Origin of the sequence: Leptospira fainei serovar Hurstbridge str. BUT 6 (assembly GCF_000306235.2) — a bacterium.
GTDB lineage: Bacteria > Spirochaetota > Leptospiria > Leptospirales > Leptospiraceae > Leptospira_B > Leptospira_B fainei.
In genome coordinates this window covers 25,331-44,832 of record NZ_AKWZ02000007.1, presented here as the reverse complement: position 1 = coordinate 44,832, position 19,502 = coordinate 25,331, and the positions used below count along the sequence as shown (strand labels likewise).

At 45.4% G+C, this 19,502-nt stretch carries 17 protein-coding genes; 9 read left to right on the top strand and 8 right to left on the bottom strand.

Annotation, left to right across the window (positions count from 1 at the left end; translation table 11 throughout):
* Positions 1-35 precede the first annotated feature (35 nt).
* From LEP1GSC058_RS08140 to LEP1GSC058_RS08130, 3 genes are all read left to right on the top strand, one after another.
* Positions 36-764 carry a class I SAM-dependent methyltransferase gene (locus tag LEP1GSC058_RS08140; RefSeq protein WP_016549121.1) on the top strand — a complete coding sequence of 243 codons (729 nt, stop codon included), beginning with the start codon at positions 36-38 and terminating at the stop codon, positions 762-764.
* 94 nt (positions 765-858) lie between these two features.
* Complete coding sequence (locus tag LEP1GSC058_RS08135; RefSeq protein ID WP_016549124.1) at positions 859-4,149, top strand: efflux RND transporter permease subunit; 3,291 nt, start codon at positions 859-861, stop codon at positions 4,147-4,149.
* A 179-nt stretch (positions 4,150-4,328) separates the two neighbouring features.
* The gene (locus LEP1GSC058_RS08130) at positions 4,329-5,903 is read left to right on the top strand and encodes an FAD-dependent thymidylate synthase (protein ID WP_039948209.1); all 1,575 of its coding nucleotides are present in this window, start codon (positions 4,329-4,331) and stop codon (positions 5,901-5,903) included.
* Here LEP1GSC058_RS08130 and LEP1GSC058_RS20315 read toward each other — a convergent pair.
* Both LEP1GSC058_RS20315 and LEP1GSC058_RS08120 read right to left on the bottom strand, forming a co-directional pair.
* Entirely contained in the window at positions 5,877-6,107 is a 231-nt protein-coding gene (locus LEP1GSC058_RS20315; RefSeq protein WP_039948200.1) for a hypothetical protein, read from the bottom strand. The genes LEP1GSC058_RS08130 and LEP1GSC058_RS20315 overlap by 27 nt on opposite strands.
* A gap of 28 nt (positions 6,108-6,135) precedes the next feature.
* Positions 6,136-7,287: an IS481 family transposase gene (locus LEP1GSC058_RS08120; RefSeq protein WP_016549104.1), complete on the bottom strand. Its 1,152-nt coding sequence runs from the start codon at positions 7,285-7,287 to the stop codon at positions 6,136-6,138.
* 238 nt (positions 7,288-7,525) lie between these two features.
* Here LEP1GSC058_RS08120 and LEP1GSC058_RS08115 point away from each other — a divergent pair, with 238 nt between their 5' ends.
* Positions 7,526-8,704, top strand: coding sequence for a M20 metallopeptidase family protein (locus LEP1GSC058_RS08115; protein WP_016549140.1), 1,179 nt, complete (start codon positions 7,526-7,528; stop codon positions 8,702-8,704).
* On the opposite strand, the gene LEP1GSC058_RS08110 is transcribed toward LEP1GSC058_RS08115, so the two are convergent.
* From LEP1GSC058_RS08110 to LEP1GSC058_RS08095, 4 genes are all read right to left on the bottom strand, one after another.
* Positions 8,701-9,150: a hypothetical protein gene (locus LEP1GSC058_RS08110; RefSeq protein ID WP_016549159.1), complete on the bottom strand. Its 450-nt coding sequence runs from the start codon at positions 9,148-9,150 to the stop codon at positions 8,701-8,703. The genes LEP1GSC058_RS08115 and LEP1GSC058_RS08110 overlap by 4 nt on opposite strands.
* Positions 9,151-9,382: 232 nt before the next feature.
* Positions 9,383-10,672, bottom strand: coding sequence for an aminopeptidase P N-terminal domain-containing protein (locus LEP1GSC058_RS08105; RefSeq protein WP_016549161.1), 1,290 nt, complete (start codon positions 10,670-10,672; stop codon positions 9,383-9,385).
* Between the two features lie 3 nt (positions 10,673-10,675).
* Positions 10,676-11,698: a lipopolysaccharide heptosyltransferase II gene (gene waaF / locus LEP1GSC058_RS08100; protein WP_016549136.1), complete on the bottom strand. Its 1,023-nt coding sequence runs from the start codon at positions 11,696-11,698 to the stop codon at positions 10,676-10,678.
* A gap of 73 nt (positions 11,699-11,771) precedes the next feature.
* Positions 11,772-12,896: a thiolase family protein gene (locus LEP1GSC058_RS08095; RefSeq protein WP_039948198.1), complete on the bottom strand. Its 1,125-nt coding sequence runs from the start codon at positions 12,894-12,896 to the stop codon at positions 11,772-11,774.
* Positions 12,897-13,030: 134 nt separating this feature from the next.
* Between LEP1GSC058_RS08095 and bfr the strand changes: the two genes are divergently transcribed.
* The 5 genes from bfr to LEP1GSC058_RS08070 all read left to right on the top strand — a co-directional run bounded on the left by bfr (position 13,031) and on the right by LEP1GSC058_RS08070 (position 17,707).
* Complete coding sequence (gene bfr, locus LEP1GSC058_RS08090; protein ID WP_016549154.1) at positions 13,031-13,498, top strand: bacterioferritin; 468 nt, start codon at positions 13,031-13,033, stop codon at positions 13,496-13,498.
* A 133-nt stretch (positions 13,499-13,631) separates the two neighbouring features.
* On the top strand, positions 13,632-15,005 hold the full coding sequence (locus tag LEP1GSC058_RS08085; protein WP_016549150.1) for a hypothetical protein: 1,374 nt from the start codon (positions 13,632-13,634) through the stop codon (positions 15,003-15,005).
* Between the two features lie 23 nt (positions 15,006-15,028).
* Positions 15,029-16,138 carry a THUMP domain-containing class I SAM-dependent RNA methyltransferase gene (locus LEP1GSC058_RS08080; protein WP_016549134.1) on the top strand — a complete coding sequence of 370 codons (1,110 nt, stop codon included), beginning with the start codon at positions 15,029-15,031 and terminating at the stop codon, positions 16,136-16,138.
* A gap of 17 nt (positions 16,139-16,155) precedes the next feature.
* Positions 16,156-17,340 carry a hypothetical protein gene (locus LEP1GSC058_RS08075; protein WP_016549146.1) on the top strand — a complete coding sequence of 395 codons (1,185 nt, stop codon included), beginning with the start codon at positions 16,156-16,158 and terminating at the stop codon, positions 17,338-17,340.
* 10 nt (positions 17,341-17,350) lie between these two features.
* Positions 17,351-17,707 carry a DCC1-like thiol-disulfide oxidoreductase family protein gene (locus LEP1GSC058_RS08070; protein ID WP_016549100.1) on the top strand — a complete coding sequence of 119 codons (357 nt, stop codon included), beginning with the start codon at positions 17,351-17,353 and terminating at the stop codon, positions 17,705-17,707.
* 40 nt (positions 17,708-17,747) lie between these two features.
* Here LEP1GSC058_RS08070 and LEP1GSC058_RS08065 read toward each other — a convergent pair whose 3' ends face one another.
* Positions 17,748-18,428 (bottom strand): iron-containing redox enzyme family protein, encoded by a 681-nt coding sequence (locus LEP1GSC058_RS08065; protein WP_039948197.1) that lies wholly within the window; start codon positions 18,426-18,428, stop codon positions 17,748-17,750.
* Complete coding sequence (locus LEP1GSC058_RS08060; RefSeq protein ID WP_016549110.1) at positions 18,428-19,501, bottom strand: D-alanine--D-alanine ligase family protein; 1,074 nt, start codon at positions 19,499-19,501, stop codon at positions 18,428-18,430. Before LEP1GSC058_RS08060 ends, LEP1GSC058_RS08065 begins: the two co-directional genes overlap by 1 nt.
* Position 19,502: the final 1 nt, after the last annotated feature.

Genomic DNA, 19,502 nt, shown 5'->3' with positions numbered 1-19,502 from the left:
TGTCCATCGACCGGTTAACAAACATAGAAACTCTAATGCAAACCCCTAAAATTCATTACGATAGCTTCTTGTCGGAAAAATACGCCTGGATGTTGGGAAATCTCGAAGAAAGAGAAAAGGAAGAAGAGGATCTCTTCCGCAGTTGGAGAATCTTGCCTAAAAGCAACGGATTGGCTTGGGATTTAGGCGCCGGAAATGGAATTCAATCCTTCCCTCTTGCCAGACTTGGATTCAACGTAGTTGCGATTGATTTTAGCCATGATTTACTCACTCAACTCCGACAAAGAAATCGGGGATTATCCGTGGAAACGAAGTCTGCCGACTTTACAAATCCTAGCTTGTACGCGGGGGAAAGTCCCGAACTACTGCTATGCATGGGAGATACTCTGGCTCATCTCGAATCCTTGGAACAAGTACAAATGGTTATTTCTCTCTGGTCTTATTTCTTAAAATCAGGTGCATATATTATCTTAGGTTATAGAGACCTAAGCTACGGAAAACCGGGAGAAAAGACCGGTTTCCCCGTTCGTACCGAAAAAGATAGAATCTTCTCCTGTTTACTTTCGTTCGAGGAGAAGAAGGTTCTTGTAACCGATCTCTTTCATCAATGGGACGGTCATCAATGGAATTTCAGCAACAGCTCTTACTATAAATTGATCCTGCCTATCGATCATTTATCACGTATGCTGACTCGATCGGGCTTTTCTCTCCGAAAGCAGACGGAGCGGGAAGGAATGAAGATTCTCCTATTACTCAAAAACTAACTGAACCATTCGCTCTCGAGTTCTTTTTACGAAAAACCTATCGACAGTGATTCTCGAAATTTGAAGCTGTTCGTATTCTGTCCCGGAACCGACTATGATCGAAAAATTGATACGATTTTCCATCAAGAACCGAATTCTAATTCTAGTTTTAACCGGGATTGTTACCGCGATCGGCGTATTTAATGCGTATCACCTCTCGATAGATGCAATTCCGGATATCACCAACGTGCAAGTTTCGGTGGTAACTCAATCTCCGGGATTATCCCCTATAGAAGTGGAGCAGTTTATCACGTATCCTATAGAAATGGAACTGACAGGCGTCCCGAACGTAACGGAAATTCGTTCCATTTCTCGAACCGGAGTAAGCAGCGTTACCGCAATCTTTAAAGATGGAACGGATATTTATTTAGCTAGGCAGCTCATTAACGAACGACTTCGAGCCGTAGAAAACCTCATTCCGAAAGGATACGGATCTCCGGAACTCTCTCCGATCGCGACGGGACTAGGAGATATTTACGAGTTCGTCTTAACTAGCGATCGTCATAATCCGGAAGAACTCAGAACTTATATGGATTGGGAACTCGCACGGGAAATTAAGTCGGTCGAGGGAATTATCGACGTAAATATCATCGGAGGAAATGCAAAGCAGTACCAAATCAAAATCGATCCTCATAGACTTGCCGTTCATAATATCACACTCTCTCAGCTTTGCGAGAAATTGGAATCAGCCAATCAGAATACCGGAGGCGGATACATATCCAAAGGGTCTGAACAGATCGTTATCAGAGGGGAAAGCCAGTTTAAAACCGTAGAAGAAATCCGTAATGTGGCGGTAAAGACCGAGCGGGATGGAGTTCCGCTTTTACTAGGTCAAATCGCGGACGTGGAAACAGGGAGAGCTTTACGCTTCGGTTTGATCACCAAGGATGGCAAAGGAGAAGTCGTCGGAGCCACAGCAATGATGCTTATGGGGCAAAACTCACTGGAGGTCGTAAAGAGAGTTAAAGAACGAATCGAGCAATTAAAAACCAGGCTCCCCGCCGGAATGCAAATCATAACCTTCTATGATCGCTCCGAATTTATAGGACGAACTCTCGGGACGATCTTCACGAACTTGGCTGAGGCCGGAATTTTAGTGATTCTAGTCCTGATTCTAACGATGGGAACCGTCAAAGGAGCCTTACTAGTCGGCTTAGCCATTCCGATACCGATGTTAGCTGCGACAATTTTTATGAGAATGTTCGGAATCGTAGGAAACCTGATGTCATTAGGAGCCCTAGATTTCGGTCTTCTTGTGGATGGCGCCATCGTAATGCTTGAATCCATACTTCATGGATTCATTTTACGAAAAGCATTTTATGAATTACAAAATACTCAGGACGATCGGGATCTTGCCGCCGAAGAAATTATTACGGAAGCATGCGTAAGAGTCGCAAGAGCCGCTACATTTTCGGTGGCGATTATCCTCCTCGTATATCTTCCTCTCATGACTCTGGAAGGTGTGGAAGGAAGAATGTTTCAGCCGATGGCGATCACGGTAGCGATCTCTTTGGCGACCGCGCTCTTATTCAGTTTAACTACATTTCCCGCAGCGGCCAGCATCATCTTCCGCAAACCCGTGTTTTACCATAGTAAATATTGGGACAAAATCACGGATAAATATCTCGAACTTTTGGATTTCGGGATGAAGAACAAACAATTATTCCTTCGCGCAGGCGTGGGAGTATTTGCTATTTCTTTAATTTTAGGTTCGACTCTCGGTTCCGAATTCTTACCCAGGATCGACGAAGGCGAATTTGCAATCGATATTAAACGACTTCCATCCACTTCATTGAACTATTCCAGGGAAACGAATACGGAACTCGAGAAAGTAATCGGAAAGTTCCCGGAAGTGTTAGGCGCCGTATCCAGAATGGGAAGAGGAGAATCCGCAGCGGAACCGGTGGGAACGGAAGAAGGGGAAACGATGGTAAAGCTTCTACCCGCAAAAGAATGGACCAGCGCCTCCTCTCGAGAAGAGCTGATGGACAAAATGAAAGATGCGATTTTAAATTCGGTTCCCTCTAGCACGATCGCACTTTCTCAACCTATCGAAAATAGGGTTAATGCATTGCTATCCGGATCTAAGGCCGACGTCGTCGTCAAAATTTACGGTGACGATTTGCAGGTGCTAAAGGATACCGCGACCAAATTTGCCGAGAAAATCAAAAAAGTTCCCGGTGCGGCGGATCTCAGAGTTCAACGAGTCTTAGGACTTCCTCTAATCGAAATTAAAGCCGATCGACAAAAAATGGCGAGATATGGAGTCGAAGCGGAAGAAATTCTTACGACTGTGGAAGCATTGAGAATAGGCCGAACTGCAGGAAGAGTTTTCGAAGGCTTTAAACGTTTTGACCTAGTCGTTCGATTACAGCTTGACGTATCCGATTTAAGCGAAGTGGAAAATATCCCGGTCATGACATCCGGAGGAATCACGATCCCTCTCGGGCAAGTTGCTACGATACAATTCGAAGAAGGACCCGCCGCCATTTACCGAGAAGCTTTGAAACGGCGTATCATGGTGGAAGCGAACGTTCGCGGAAGAGATTTAGTGGGATTCGTAAACGAAGCTCAGAAGGCAACGGCGGAACTCGAACGAACTCTCCCGGAAGGATATAGAACCGATTGGGGTGGACAGTTTGAAAACTTTATTCGAGCCAAAAATCGCCTTCTATTCGTCGTTCCGATCGCGCTCGCGATCATTTTCTTTATGCTCATGGCGGCATTCGGAAACGTCTATTATGCGTTAGGCGTTTTTATCGTAGTCCCGCTCGCGATTTCCGGAGGAATCATCGGCTTGGTGGCCAGAGGACTTCCTTTTAGTATTCCCGCAGGTGTGGGCCTCATTGCCGTAAGCGGTATCGCCGTATTGAATGGTGTCGTATATGCTTCAACATTACGCGAAGAACTGGCAAAAGGATTAACCGTATCCGAAGCCGTCATCAGTGCGGGAGTCAATTCTCTGCGGCCCGTATTGACCACGGAAATAATCGCAGCCGTCGGTTTTCTTCCGATGGCAATTTCAACGATGGCCGGAGCCGAAGTCCAACGACCCTTAGCGATCGTAGTAATTTTCGGTGTCATCGTTGCTACCGTACTTTCCCGAGTATTACTTCCGATCGTTATGGAGTATTTGCTAATCGTTTATCAGCACCAAGAAGAACGGAAGGCACTGAATAAAAAAAGATTGGAAGCGGAGTTTCAAAAATCCCGCAATAAGAATCATGTTTCGCTTCCGGTTGAATTCGAATCTTGGACCGACTATCCGGCGATCGATGAGTCCGAGAACGAAGAAGAGAAACCTTCTAAAAAGACTAAGAAATCTTCAAAGAATAAAAATAAATAAAGAAGCAAATCTGCAAAATTGACAGCCGAATAGAAGAAACGGTTGAAAATCAATTGCCTTAGCTTCTACTTTTCGTATTTTAAAGCGACATAAGAAATAGAATTATGTCGGAAAATCCTTTCCCCAAACGAATGATTTTCCATCCTAGCGTTTCCGGGAATCCTTCCCCTTCTTACGCCATGCAAAGTCAGAAACCGATTATCCAACTTTTAGATTCCACTAAAGAACCGTTTAACCTCGCGATCGCTTCCGCAAGAACCTGCTATTCTTCAAAGGGGATTTTGCTTCCGGAAGATATGGTAAGCTCCGAAAAATCTTTGGAAATTCGGGATAAAGTGGCAAAATCCACGAAGAAAGCGGGACACCTTACGACTCGGCAGCATCCCCATTTTATTTTTACCCTGGATAAAGTCTCCCGCCAATTCGTGTGGTCTTTCTTACATTCCCATCCGTATTATAACTCCGAGCAAGTCAGCCAGAGATATGTCGAAGTAAAAAGAGAAAATTATTATATTCCTCCTAATCTGGACGGGAAGCAATTTGAGCTGTATACTGAAGCGATCGAATTTGCGTCCAATGCATATTTCGAATTTGTCGAACTTCTGCACCCGTTTATTCAGGACGAATATTTCCTAGTTTACAAAGCCAGAGCCAGCTACCCCGAAAAATGGCAGGCTGCCATCAAGAAAAAATGTTTAGAAGTCGCTAGATATTTATTACCTCTCGGGACATTTACCTATCTTTATCATTCGGTCAACGGACTGACTCTGCATCGCTATTATCGTTTAATGAATTCGTTTAACGTTCCTGAGGAACAAAAATTCGTCGTCGAAGCGATGATAGAAAAGGTACGAGAATCGGACCCTCTCTATGTGGAAGAAATGGATGATCCGATTCCATTGGAAGAAACTTCTGAGTATCGTTTCTTTACGGAATTCTACCAAGACAATGCACGGGAATACAGACCTGCGCACGCGCAAAATTTCGTAAGGGAATTCGATGTAGATTTGGATGCGCGTTATTCTCGTTTGGTATCACATGCGTCGAATGGCCCGGAAGTTCTGGCTTCATCCGTCCGATCGGCGCTCGGAATTTCAAAAACCTCCCTCAGCGATGAAGACGCGATTCGTTTGGTAATGGATCCGAGCAAAAATAGGCATCTAACTTCGACTCTGAACGAAACGACTATGAGTTCACTATCTAGAGCGATGTTTAACGTTCATTATACGTTCAAAAAAAGAATTTCTCATACTGCAGACAGTCAAGACCAAAGACACAGAATGGTTCCGGGATCCCGCCCTGTATTGATGTCACAGTATGCAGGAATGCCGGATTATATTCTTCCTAAAGTCGTCTTAAAGTATTCGCAATTGGAAGAAACTTACAGAACCAAGATGGACGGCATTTTCAAAAACCTGAACCGCTTTTTGGAGGCTGGAGGAAAACCGGAATATGCTACGTATCTACTTCCGAATGCATTCCCGATCCGTTTTTATGAGGGCGGAGACCTTTTGAATCTCCACCATAAATGGAGAGCCCGAACCTGTTATAACGCCCAAGAGGAAATTTTCCAAGCGTCCATCAATGAACTTTCCGACATCGGCCAAGTTCATCCTCAGATCGCAAAATGGATTAAAGCCCCTTGTTGGATCCGACTTCAAGGAGATGTAAAACCGTATTGCCCCGAGGGCGATCATTATTGCGGGACTCAGGTTTGGAAAAAGGAATTAAGCGAGTATGATCGGACCCTCTAATTCGACCTGCCAGATAGGCGTATAGGTCTCACTCTCCTGCCCTTTTTTACAAAGCTTCGATCGGATGCGGGAAGAAATCTGTTGGAACTCCCACACGAATTGCAAAATGAAAAAGAATTGCAGCCTCTCAATTTTTGTGAAATAAGGCAATTCCACCGCTTCGCTCCGGCCCCCGCCCAGGAAGGGTTGTACGTCCTGGAACATAGGTAACACTTTAGACCGGAGACATGGGTTACACTTTCAAAGTCCTAGATATTTTCTTTGTGCTCTCATTCAAATAACCTATTTTCACAAAGCTGAAATAAATGGCCCATATGCCGTCGTCGACAGGTTCAAGGCCGATATTCTCTCCACCTAAACTCTTCGTAATAAAGAATCTTTGATTTTTCCAATAAAAATTACCGTCATCGACTTTACGAATTTCAAAATGATCCGGATAAAATATCTCGGATAGACGATTCGGATAGGATCTTAGGGAAGGTTTATAGATCTTCGCAGGCGGCTTTTGACCTAACGCCTCATGGGGACGATCATGGTTATATTCCGCTCTAAAACGATCGAATGCCTTTTGCTGCTGTCTCATATTAGAACGAATCGGATAAACCGCTTCTGCCTTCAACGTCCTATGCATTCTTTTATGCCTTCCGTTCTCTTGTGGTTTCCCTGGATGAATCCTTTCCGGAAAAATACCTAATTTGATCCACCACATTGATAATAGGGAAATTCCCGACCCGGCAGCAAACGGAATTCCATTATCCGTTCTAATCGCATTCGGAAGGCCGTATTCTCGAAAACACTTCTCAAATTCCTTCTTTGTTTCGTAAGTCCTTGTGCCTGATAGCCCTTTGCAACTTAGAAGAAACCGACTGTAACCGTCGGATATTGTTAAGGGATAACAACGAATTCCGTCTCGCATTTTAAAATCACCTTTGAAATCAGCACACCAAACCGCATTCGGATGATCATAACCTCGGAAAGGTTCCGAAAAACGAACCATTCCTCCTCTCTTCTTACGGGGCTTTACTAAACCTCTTTTCTTAAGAATACTGCCGATCGTGCTCGCTGCAGGCCAAATAATTTCCGGATGACTTCCCTCAAGTACTACAAGCAATTTGCGAGGTCCCCAAGTAGGGTGCTGCTTACGAACTGCAAGAATCAACCGCTCTTCCGCAAAACCTACTCGGTTCGGGTTTGTGTGCGGAACCCTACTTCTCTCCAAAAGACCTTCAGGGCCTTCCTTCCGATACCGTTCAAGCCACTTGTATCCCGTCTTTCTACTTATTCCAAATGTTTCACAAAGAGAACTTATGGAAACCGTTCCGTCGCATACTGCGGCAATAAATTTTACTTTCTCGTCCATAGGGGACACCTCTTTCCACGGCAAAGGATTTTCCTCCATTTGCCTAAATTTCAGTGTTACCTATGTCACAGGTCTATTCTGTTACCGATGTCTCCGGTTTGTACCGGTGGGGTTTACCCAAGATACGCGGACAGAGAGTTGCCGTAGTATCGATTCAATAATTTAACTGGATAAATCTTATCTTAACCGAAGAACACGTCCGAAATAAAAAAAGGAAGACTTTCTCGCTGCATCTCCCGCTCCTTGAAAGATAGGTGCTGCTATGAAATCCGTATCCACTCTACGAACTGAAGAACTCGTAACCTATCGTCGTTTCCTCCATAAACATCCCGAACTAAAATATGACGAAAAGGGTACCTCCGCCTACGTAGCTAAGCATCTCACCTCTTTAGGATATTCCTTTCAAGATGGAATCGCAACGACCGGAATTGCCTGCTTGATCGATTCCGGTAAACCGGGCAAAACGCTTCTGGTCAGAGCGGACATGGATGCCCTGCCGATTTTCGAGGAAAATAAGGTCGATTATGCATCCATCCATAAAGGAGTAATGCATGCTTGCGGTCACGATGCTCATACTTCCGTGCTGATGGGACTCGCATCCGACCTGAAGGAAGATTTGGCCGCAATCGTTCCCAAAGGCAGAGTTTTACTCGTGTTTCAACCTGCAGAGGAAGGTGGACAGGGCGCCGATCGAATGATCGAAGAGGGAATCCTTGAAAAATACGATGTTTCCGCAGCCATAGCATTGCACGTTTGGAATCACATTCCTGTTGGCAAGATTGGAGTGGTCGACGGTCCGATGATGGCCGCCGTAGACGAATTCTCCGTGACTATCACCGGAATCAGCGGGCACGGGGCAATGCCTCAGCACACGGTCGATCCGATTTTAGTCGGATCGCATATCGTGACCGCTTTGCAGAGTATCGTATCTAGAAATACCGATCCTCTCGATTCATGTGTCGTGACGGTCGGCGCGTTCCATTCCGGCAATGCTTTCAACGTGATTCCTGAAACGGCGGAACTGAAGGGAACTATCCGTACATTTACGAAAGAAATGTTCGATAAAGCTCCGGATTTGTTCCGACGAATCGTGGAAAATATCGCAATCTCTTTCGGCGCGGCGGCCACAATACGATACGATCGAACGAATGCACCCACGATCAACGAGCCTTACGTTACTTCTATCGTGAGAAGGGCATCCGATGTCGTCTTGGGCAAGGGTAATATAACCGAAGAAGGAGCGAAAACCATGGGAGGAGAAGATTTCTCCGCATTTTTAATGCGAGTACCCGGTTGCTATTTCTTCGTAGGTTCCATGAACCCGAGCAAAGGATTCATTCATCCGCATCATAGTTCCAAATTCGATTTTGATGAATCCGCCCTGCCTATCGGACTCTCCGTATTAAAAGAAGCGGTCCGCATTTATCTAGAGGAAAACTAAGCTCCTCGCGCGATCGCCCCTCCCTTTCGTAACGGGAACGGCACAATTAAACCGGTTCTCGCTTGGAGTTCTAGGGAAGAACCGGAAATATGCGTCGATGATTCGGCAATCGTATCGGTATCCATTTCAAGCAAAGCGGAAATAAAGCTACTCAAAGATACTTTGTATTGAGCCGCAAAGCAGGCCGATTCCCAATAATCCTGAAACCGGACGTTCACCCGTTTTCTAGAATCAAAGGATCGAATTTTTCGAAACTTCCATCTAGGCAATGAGCCTTGAGTTCTCCTTAATTTATAAGAAGAGAGTAGATACGTTAGATATCCTGCGGGTCCGCCGTATTTTTTGACGCCCTCTTTCCAGATAGATTCCAAATCGATCGGGATGCGTAGATCCATTCGAGTAAATCCGCCCGAAGCGATTAAAAAATTCCTAAACCTTTCTTCCATATTCTATTTACGTCCTCGATAAATGAAGGCATATGTCGACGATTCGAAAAAAGTCTCAATGGAATTTTTAGAAAATGTAATAAATAATCGTTAAAACTATGTGTTAACGACGAAAAGGAGGATAATGCGTAAAACAAAATGACATAATATAATAATATTAATTTCTATTTTGACAATTTGGAATTTCAGGGTTAGGACTTTTCCCTTCAGTTCGAAATATTTTAAAAGGGGTTTAATTTCGTAATGATTCGATTTCGTCGATTTCTTTCGGAATCATTGCTGTCAGCACAACCGGACTCTTTCCGTTTACTAAAACATCGTCTTCGATCCTGACACCGATACCGCGAAATGCCTCGGGAATACTTTCATCGGCTGGATCGAAGTACAATCCCGGCTCTACTGTCACGACCAAACCTGTCTGCATAGGCTTACTCGTTCCATTTTCAAAATAACGACCCACGTCGTGCACATCCATACCGAGATAATGACCGGTTCTATGCATATAGAATTTTCTAAATTCTCCCTTCTCGATCAAATCGGAAACGTCCCCTTTTAGAAATCCCATATCCTTCAATCCGGAAGTAAGCGTTCGAATCGTCGATATATGGACCGCATTAAACTCGATTCCTTCCATCGTATTTGAAATCGCTTCCATCTGGGCATGCAGTACGAGCTCATAAACGGCCTTCTGTTCCGCCGTGAATTTCTTTCCCGAAGGAAAGACCCTAGTGACGTCGGCAGTGTAATAATCCTTCTCTGCACCGCTATCAACCAGAATCGCCTCGTTCTCTCCGATTTTTGCCCGATTCGTCGTATAATGTAAGATCGTTGCGTTTTTACCGGCGGCTACGATATGACCGTACCCACCACCCCATGCTCCGTGCTTCAGATATTCCGATTCCAAGATCGCTTCCAATTCGAATTCGTACATTCCGGGTCTAGTTTCCCGCATCAATCTCTCGTGGCCGAAGGCTGTTATCCGCGAAGATTCCTTTAACTTCTCGATTTCTTCCGTGGATTTGATCATTCTCATCTCATGCAGAAAGTTAGGAATCTCCCATCTTTGGGGACCGAATTTTCCTTCCCTTAATCTTTGGTTAAGAGAACTTATTAAATCGAGTAATTGCGAATCCCTTGTTTTCTCCTTTCCAAAAAAATGATATAGAGTGTATTGATTCGTCAAGATCTCTCCGATTTTAGAATCCCAATCCCCTAAATCATAACTTTCATCCAGCTCCAGTCTCAACCCGATCTCTTTCTTACCCAGCCGAATTCCCGTCCAGATTTCTCTCTCCTTGTCTTTCGGTAGAGCGAAGTGCGCCGAATAATCGCGGCGCAGAACGAGAACTCCGTCTTCTTCCTCTATTCCGGTAAGATAATAATAGTCCGAGTCTTGTCGAAATTTATATTCCACATCCCGATTTCGAATCCTAAGAGAAGCTGCAAATAAGAGGAGGACGTCCCCGTCCTTTAATATATTTTGAACGGTCCGAATTCTCTTTTTGAAAATGCTATGATCCATAATTTACCTTCCTATTAGACGAAGAGCTTCCTGAACGATGCGATTCGGGTCCTGTTCGAGCATGCAACGGAAATGACCAGCCGGACAAACTCTACCTCCATGAATTCCGCACGGTCGGCAAGGTAAGCCTTGAATTTCCGAAATGAACGTTTTCCTAGCCAAAGGAGTATATCCGAAATCCGGGACTGTCGCGCCGAATACGGCCAGCGTAGGTACGTCAAAAGCGGAAGCGAAATGAATCGGAGAAGAATCGTTCGTCACAAGTAAAGCCGCGCCGCTCATTAAATAAGACATTTCCTGAAGAGTAGTTTGTCCGGCTAAATTGATCGCAAATCCGCTTCCTACCTCCTCGCATAAAGGAATATCTCCTTTTCCTCCGGTAAGAACGATCGGCAATCCGATCTTTTCCTTCAGTAATTTCCCCACATCGCGAAATTTTTCCGCAGGCATGCGCTTCGTTTCCCAAACGGAAGAAGGCGCTATCAATACGTACTTACCCTTTTCCAAATTTTTGTTTTTTAGAATTTCTTGAATTCCTTTTATGGATTCTTCCTTCCAAAAAAGTTCCGGCCTACGAGAGACTGATTTAAGTTCTTCCTGCGAATAAAGTAAAGAAAGAAGCTTGTCCACCTCGTGCGGACCTTTAATCGGACGGGGTTTTCTTTCCGTTAATAAAAAAGAAAAGCCGGCAGTATTATAACCGATTCTGCGAGGAGCTCCCGATCTCCAGGCAATAAGAGAGGATCGAAACGAAAAATGAGGAGCGATACAGAGAGTAAATTTACGTTTTCTAATTTCCGACGTGAAATTCCAAAAGCCGAACACCGATGATTTGATGATTTTCTTGTCCAAAGGAACGATTTCGTCGATCCACGGATTTGCTTCCAAAACGGATTCCGTTCCTTTGCTCACGATCACCGTTAAATTCGAACCCGGATACTTTCTCTTCACTTCTCGAAATAACGGAGTGGTCAGAATTAGATCGCCTAAGAAAGCAGTTTGTATTAAAAGAATATTCTCCGCCATTTCTTACTTCTACCTTTAATCCTCTTCGGGAAAAAACGGGAAATCGGCGACTTTAGTCCGAGCTAGTCGCAAATTAATTCTCCAACTTCAGGATCGTGGCGAAATTATTGATGCCCAATCCGCCTATGGAAAGCGCCAAACCTATCGAATGGTTCCCTTCTTTCATAAAAGAGAAGAGTTCGGAGATCTGAGCTAAGCCGGAAACTCCTACCGGATGGCCTCTGGTTTTTAATCCGCCCGAAGGATTGATCGGAAGCTTTCCCCGTTTATCGCTAATTCCTTCCTCTACAAACTTTAACGCCTTCCCTTTCGGAAACAGACCTGCATCCTCCGCTCCGATCAATTCAAACGGTGTGAATGCATCATGAAGTTCCGCCACACGAACATCGGAAGGTTTTATATCGGCTTCGGTGTAAGCCTGTGCGAACGCCTCCACCGAAGCCGGAAAGCTTAAACCGCCCGGAGTACCGTTTACATGACCGAGACCATGCCCAGTTCCCGCGATCGAGATTTTGGACTTGTTCTTTCCGGTTCGATTCGGATCCGATTCCAATAATACCGCACATGATCCGTCCGACAATGGGGAAATATCGTATAAACAAAGAGGACTGGAAAAAACCGGAGACGTGAAATATTCCTCTTCGGTTAACTTTTTCTTAATATGCGCGATCGGATTTTCCAAACCGTTATCATGCAGTTTCTTCGAAAGCGAAAAGAGATCCTTCCTGGAATATCCGTATTCATGCAGGTAGCGAGTCGTAGTCATCGCGCCTCCTTGAGCCATGGACATTGCAAACTTTCTTTGGGTTTCCGACAAAACGGATCCAAGTAAAAGATTATTTTCTTCTCGAGGCAATCGACTCATTACCTCCGTGGCAATGATGATCCCGCTACGAAACCGGCCCGATAGAATCAGATATCGACCTAAATGAATGGCGGAAGCTCCGCTAGAGGAGGCCGTTTCCGTTCTGATCGCATAAAGGCTCGGAAGTCCGAGATCTTCTTTTATTTTTGCCGGTAGAAAAATTTCTCCTGTATACTTCTCCGGGGCCATTGCGGAAAAGATCAAAAATTCGGGTTGAAATTCCGGGTTCCGTTTAAGTAAGTGATTCGCAGTCTCATAGGAAAGCGATTGGTAATCGGAATCCGTCTTACCGAACTTGCTCAACTGAGCATCCAGAAGATAGGCCTGAGGCATATTCCTACACAGGATTCGAAGCCGAATCCCTCGCAAAGTCAAAAACAATCGAGTCTCTTCAAGTCTTGATTAGGAATAGGGCTTTCCAAAATAGCACCGGATCGTTTATAGTGATAAATTGGAGGAGAAACAACGTGAAAGGAAACCAAGAAGTCCTCGAAATCCTAGCGGAAGTACTCTCCGCCGAGCTGACCGCAATCAACCAGTATTTCATTCATGCAAAATTGAATAAGAATTGGGGCTATGACAAGTTAGCTGATTATATGAAAAAGGAATCCATCGAAGAAATGCACCATGCCGATCAGGTCATCGAGCGCATCCTCTTTTTGGACGGTGTCCCGGACCTACAAAGATATTTAAAAATCAACGTAGGTAAAGACATAGAAAGCATCCTTAAGAACGACCTAGACGTAGAATATTCAGCCGTAGAGCGTCTGAACCGGGGAATAGAAATTTCCACCCGTAATAAAGACAACGGCACTCGTGAATTGCTCGAGAAGATCCTCGTATCCGAGGAGGAGCATATCGACTGGCTCGAGGCCCAGCTCGAAATCATCAAAACCATCGGGGTTCAGAACTACTTAGCCCAACAACTCTCCTAAACATTGTTTCCAAAAAAATCCGCGAATAAAAAAGGCCCCTCCTCACGTCAGACAGGAAGGGGCGCAGGATCTTCAGATCCCTCCAAAGGTAAGCCGTTCCGCTCCGGCAGTAAACCCCGTTCAGATAAAGACGGTGAATCCAAACCCTTCCGTTCCAGGGAAAGCAAACCCGACATGGAAAGAAAACCCTATCGAGCCAAAGAAAGTGGAAGCTCAGAGGGAGAACGTAAACCCTATCGCTCTAGTGGCGGCGGGTCTCAAAACCGGGATAGAAAACCATTTCGTTCCTCGGACGGAAATTCCTCCTCTCCAAGAGGAGAAAGAAGGCCTCCGCGTTCCAGAGATGGAGAAGAACGCAAGCCATACCGTTCTTCAGAAGGTGGTGACCGTAAGCCGTATCGCTCCCGTGAAGGAAACGGAAACCGCGAAGATGGAAATCGTAAACCGTTCCGGTCTTCAGAAGGCGGGGATCGCAAGCCGTTCCGGTCTTCAGAAGGTGGTGATCGTAAGCCGTACCGCTCCCGTGAAGGAAGCGGAAACCGTGAAGATGGAAATCGCAAACCTTTTGGATCTCGGGAAGGTGGTGACCGCAAACCTTTCAGATCTCGTGAAGGCGGAGATCGTAAACCTTTCCGTTCTTCGGAAGGTAGTGATCGTAAACCATACCGTTCTTCAGAAGGTGGTGACCGCAAGCCATATCGCTCCCGTGAAGGAAGCGGAAACCGTGAAGATGGAAATCGCAAACCTTTTGGATCTCGGGAAGGCGGAGATCGTAAGCCGTTCCGTTCTTCGGAAGGTGGAGATCGCAAGCCGTTCCGTTCTTCAGAAGGCGGAGACCGCAAGCCATATCGCTCTCGTGAAGGAAGCGGAAACCGTGAAGATGGAAATCGCAAACCTTTTGGATCTCGGGAAGGCGGGGATCGCAAGCCGTTCCGCTCTCGTGAAGGTGGTGACCGCAGGCCGTTCCGTTCTTCGGAAGGTAGTGATCGTAAACCATACCGTTCTTCGGAAGGTGGTGATCGCAAGCCGTTCCGTTCTTCGGAAGGTGGTGATCGCAAGCCGTTCCGTTCTTCGGAAGGTGGAGATCGCAAGCCGTTCCGTTCTTCGGAAGGCGGAGACCGCAAGCCATACCGTTCTCGTGAAGGAAGCGGAAACCGTGAAGATGGAAATCGCAAACCTTTTGGATCTCGTGAAAGCGGAGATCGCAAGCCGTTCGGTTCTTCGGAAGGTAGTGATCGCAAACCATTCCAATCCAGAAATGCCGGCTATAATAGAGAAGGAAATTCCGAGCGGAAACCGTACCAATCTCGGGAAGGTGGGGACCGTAAACCTTTCGGATCTCGCGAAGGCGGGGACCGCCCTCCTCGGCAAGGCGGACGTAAACCGTTCGGATCTCGTCCTCGAACTGATTCGGATTCCTATGGAAACGAGCGAGCCTTTCCTTCCGAGGAAAGCGAGCGTTACGAAGATGTTCGCTCCGGTTGGAATTCCAGCAAATTATCGTTAAGCGAATTTGATAGACCTGAAAGCTTGACGTTTCACGCATCTTGCGGAGACGGACTTTCATTTCTCTTGAAAGAAGAGGTCGAGGAAGCCGGCTTGGAAGTCTTATCTGAAAATCGCGGCGGAGTTTTCTTTAAAGGACCTGCGAAGAAAGTTAGAGATTTTTGTTTAAGTTCCGGAATCGCATCCGGTATCAGCTTCGAACTTTCCTCATGGGGAGATATTCAGGAACCGGATGACCTCTATGAAGTCGCTGCGATGTATCCGTTCGAGAAATTACTTTCACCGGGAACCCGTTTCAGGATCGACGCCAGCACGAAGGATACGCTACCCGATTCGCGTTATGCCACCTACCGATTAAAGGACGCTATCTTTGATCGTTTTAGGGCAAAAGGTCTGGATTTACCGGAAGCGGATCGAGACGAGCCTGAGGTTCTATTTTATCTGCGATCCAGAATGGACCAGGCAAAATTGTTTCTAGCGCTTCATGCACAACCTCTTCAGCGAAGAGGTCACGAACGACAAGGAGGAGAAGCTCCGATCCGGGAAACCCTGGCTCAAGCTCTTCTCCGTTTTTCCGGCTGGAAAGTTAATGAACCGTTATACGATCCATTTTGCGGATCCGGAACATTATTAATCGAAGCTGCTCTTCGAGTTCGCAACGGAGGCTGGGTGAATTACCGAAGCCTCTCCCGATCCTCGATTTTTTCCCGGCTATTCGGCTCATTCAAACCGAGCGAGCAGCCTTCGAAAGAAGCCGGTCCGATTTTATTCGGTTCGGACGTCTCGGAAGATGCGATCGAACTCGCGAAAGAAAATGCTAAAGAAGCCGGAGTTTCGGATTTAATCCGTTGGGATGTATTCCCTGCCCAAACCCCGCCTGAAGATTTCCCTTTCAAAAATGGAAGAATCGTAACGAATCCGCCTTACGGCGTAAGGATCGGTGATAAAGAAACCGTCGCCGAGCTTTATGCGGAATGGGGAGCTACACTCAAGGAAAGATTTAAGGAAACCGACGTGGCCCTTGTGGCTGGGGATCCTTCCCTACTAGGTAATCTGAAGTTGAAAGCTTCGAAAGAACAATCCGTAACGATTGCCAAGTTAAAGGGAAAATTGGTTGCCTATCGCATCGATTAAGGAGAATCCGAGGAGAGATGAACCACCAGGAGATTCTCCTTAAACTTCTGGAAGTTACCGAGAACTCCAAGGATAGCTTCCAGTTCCTAAAACTTTTCCGATCCTTGGAACCGGAGAAGTTTGCCGTGATCCATGCCGATTCCGAAGCATTGACGGAATCGGCGGAAGCGCTTTTATACAATTTAAAACTCCTCCAAAAGTTAGAACTCTTTCCCGTCGTCGTTTTGGAAAAGGACGGAGTATCCTACGCAAATCTATTTTACAGATCGCCTACTTTTCCAAAAACCACGTTAGACGAATTTAAAGACGGAACTTTCGAAACGAGTTTGCCCGGCTCTCATAATCTTCCGGCTAAATGGTTTCGCAATCCAAGTAATGCTCTCGAATCAGTTCACTCTTCCTTGAACGAAAGAAAAATTCCGGTATTTGTTACGGATCTTAGCGGATCGGAAGTATTTCCATATTTAGCGAATCTCTGCAAAGAACTAAAAACGAAAAAACTGATTCTACTAAAAACCTACGGCGGGCTTTATTCACCTGACGGAAAAAAAATCTCTATCTTGGATTTCGAGTCTAGGGATGAGATCGCGGAAGAACATCGACATCTTTTGGCGGAAGCAAATCGGATTTTTTCAGCCGTAAGCGACACCAATTTTCATATTGCGGTTACCTCGGCGCCGAGTCTCCTAAAGGAACTTTTCACGATTAAAGGAAGTGGAACCTTAATCCGAAAGAAAAATCGGATCGAATTCCACGACACTCTCTCTACTCTCGATCCCCAAAGGCTGAACGCTCTGGTGGAAGAGGCTTTTGGGCGGAGTTTAAAGGAAGGCTTTTGGAATAAGAATTTTGCCGGAATTCTTTTGGAATCGGCATACAAAGGTTGTGCGATCCTCCAAAATACTCCCTGGGGAACATTCTTATCCAAATTCGCAGTAAACGAAATCGCAAGAGGTGAAGGAGTCGGTAGAGATATCTGGGACGCAATGCTTTCCAAATACCCAAAAATTTTTTGGAGAGCAAGATCGGAAAATACGATCGCAAAGTGGTATACGAAGGAGTGCAGCGGGATGCAAAAAGAAGGGGTTTGGATTTATTTTTGGATCGGCCTGGAAGATAAAGCCATTCCGGAAGTCTGCTCCTTCTTACGCGACCTGCCGGTAGATCTGGAACCTAAAGAAAAAACGGAATCCTTTTCCTAATCCGAATCGTATGAACGAAAAAATCTTCCTTTACGACGGCGAATGCGAATTTTGCGCCAATTTAGCCGAAATTCTGAAAGACAAATGCCTGGACAAAAGCGTCCAATTTCAATCGTTTCGAACATTAGAAAAATATGAATTACAAAAAATTCATCCCGCGTTGACGCCGGAGGTGACGGCCGGAAATGTGCAATTCATAGACAGCGGCGTCCGGTACCCCGGATTTTTTGCAGTTCGAAAACTTTCCCATTCTCTATCTGGATGGCGTTGGGCTGCCCCGCTCCTATATTTTCCCTTTGTGCCGATCATAGGAATTCTGGCCATGAATCTACTAAAGGCATTTAGAAAAAAAGGGACTGCTACATAACATAAATATCCGGTCAGCCTATAAAGTCGGATCGGAAATATTACTTTTTCGAGATGGGCTCGGCGACTCGTTGTAGGCCGTCGTAAAAGACGAGGCGTGCATTCAAGGCAAGAACTGCACCTTCTCGGACTCGCTGACGCTTTTGCTCGTCGTTAGCGACGTCCTCGATTAAACGAAATAATTTTTCGGAATGTGATTCGTCTGCATCCAAATTCACTTGAAAGAATTTTCCTTCGGGAAGAGAAATACGGGATTTTAATTCCTTGTAAGAAAGAAACATCCTTCCATATTCCAATTTAAGCAAATATTCGTTTGCAGGTCCTAACGCACCCAAAGCGGCAAAAAAATCCGTTGTAGTGATTCTTTGCATCAAATTCAGATACTGCGCGGTTTCCGGTAGGATATCCTCGGCTGTGACGGATTCTTGCATTTCTGCAAGAAATCTTTTAAGAAGGGAAACATGCGCCTCGTCTTCCTCGCCTTCCCCCAATTCTTCCCAAATATTTTCCACTAAAACGATTTTCGAAGACACGAAATCGGATATTGCGGCCGTATTCAAAAACCAATTAACGAATGCGACCGAAACGAAGTATTCCTGCTTTAGCCAGAGGAGCAAATCGTATCTTTCCATCCGTTTTTCCCGTTGTTCCAACCAGGGATTGGAAGTTAAAACCTTATGATCCGCAACAAGGGCGATTAATTCATCTCGAAACGTTCCCATCATCGACGATCAAACACTCCCTTAGAGGACTTCATTTTTGCATAACCGAATCTTTCCTCTTGAAATTCGCTCCTTGCCATTCTCAAAAGATCGCTTAATAGAGAAGAATAATTTCCAAATTCACGCGTATAGCAGATCGGAAAGCTGCTATAAAACGGCGATAATCCGGGAGTCGTATTCCATTCCAAAAATTGAGGATGCCCGCTTAAGGTCGATTTCCAATCTAATCGTACGGCGCCGGTCGTTCTAACTTTTCTACAAAGCGACAGGGAAAAGGATCGAATCAACTCCGACCGTTCGGGATCGAGATCAAAGATCAGTCGTTCAGGCATCGAAGATTTAGTTTTAGTAAGCTGACCATAGACAGTCTCATCCGAATTCTCCAAACAGATACGAGCGACCTGACTAACTCGATATCCTTCTTTCGGAGATCCGATCACTGCGACAGTCCATTCTTCTCCCGGCAGATAGGATTCCCAGATCCAGGAAGAATGCGAATTTCCTTTTTCCTGAAGAAACTGATTTAAGGAAGCCCGACTCGAAACGATATTCGATTGGCCGATTCCTAAACTCGACCCTTCATATCTAGGTTTCAGGAAAATCGGAAATTCCGAATCGTCCGGAAAGCCTTGGACAGAATTCATTTCTTCGTAGAAATCAATTCCTTCTATGCATCCCCAATTCGCGGTAGGAATTCCTAAAGACCGAGAAAATAATTTGGAAGCGTGTTTATCTAAACTTAACGTATGAGCATAAGCATCGGAACCAGTATGTGGAAAACCGAAATATTCCGCCAGCGCAGGAAGCCAGGCCTCTCGGTTCCGTGATAAAAACCCTTCCAATAAATGAAAAAGTACCGGCCTTTCCGAAAAAGGGAGAGTCGTAAAAAAGGACAAACGGTTTAATAAATCCGGCGGCGATCCAACTAACTCTACGAGTTCACCCGATTCTTCTAAACAGGATTTTATGTATTCGATCGATTCAAGATTCTCCCACTCTTGGGTTAAATTTTGAGCAAGATCCGAATCATAAACGTCCGCGACAAGCAAAACGGAGGAATTTTCATTTTTCATA